Below are 628 nucleotides of genomic sequence, written 5' to 3'. Positions count from 1 at the left end.
GTTCTGGTCACAGACAAAGGGCCTTTCCCCAGTGTGGATGCGCCTGTGTCTGGTGAGATCACCGGATGAGGTAAACGTTTTGTGGCATCCGTCCTTATCAGGTGAAAGACTTGCTGCACCCGTCAAAGTCGCAGACAAAGGGCCTGTCCCCTGTGTGGATGAGCTTGTGTCTGGTGAGATGAAATAATTGGGTAAAACGCTTGTCGCATCCGTCAAAGTCACAGACAAAGGACTTACCCCCAGTGTGGATGCGTTTGTGGGCGGTGAGATTACCGGATGTAGTGAATGCCTGGTTGCACCCATCCTGGTCACAGACAAAGGGCCTTTCCCCTGTGTGAGTGCGCTTGTGGGTGGTGAGATGACTGGATGTGTTAAACGCTTTATTGCACCCGTTCTGATCAGGTGAAAGACTTGCTGCACCCGTCAAAGTCGAGACAAAGGGCCTGTCCCCTGTGTGGATGCTTTTGTGCCTGATGAGATTACCGGATGTGTTGACGCTTTGTGGCATCCGTCCTGGTCACAGACGTAGGGCCTGTCCCCTGTGTGGATGCGCCTGTGCCTGGTGAGATCGCCGGATGAGGTGAAAGCCTTGTTGCACCCACCAAAGTCACAGGCAAAAGGTCTGTGC

Annotated in this window: 2 protein-coding genes; both read left to right on the top strand. The window is 53.7% G+C overall.

The window, feature by feature from the left end; genetic code table 11:
- Positions 1 to 187, top strand: a 187-nt coding sequence (locus E1189_RS25285; protein WP_230460200.1) for a hypothetical protein, incomplete at its 5' end; no start/stop codon positions are given.
- On the top strand, positions 188 to 406 hold the full coding sequence (locus tag E1189_RS25280; protein ID WP_155159079.1) for a hypothetical protein: 219 nt from the start codon (positions 188 to 190) through the stop codon (positions 404 to 406).
- Positions 407 to 628 lie beyond the last annotated feature (222 nt).

This window comes from Parendozoicomonas verongulae (assembly GCF_009711465.1).
GTDB lineage: Bacteria > Pseudomonadota > Gammaproteobacteria > Pseudomonadales > Endozoicomonadaceae > Sansalvadorimonas > Sansalvadorimonas verongulae.
The sequence above is the reverse complement of the archived record's forward strand: the minus strand, read 5'-3'. Positions and strand labels throughout refer to the sequence as shown.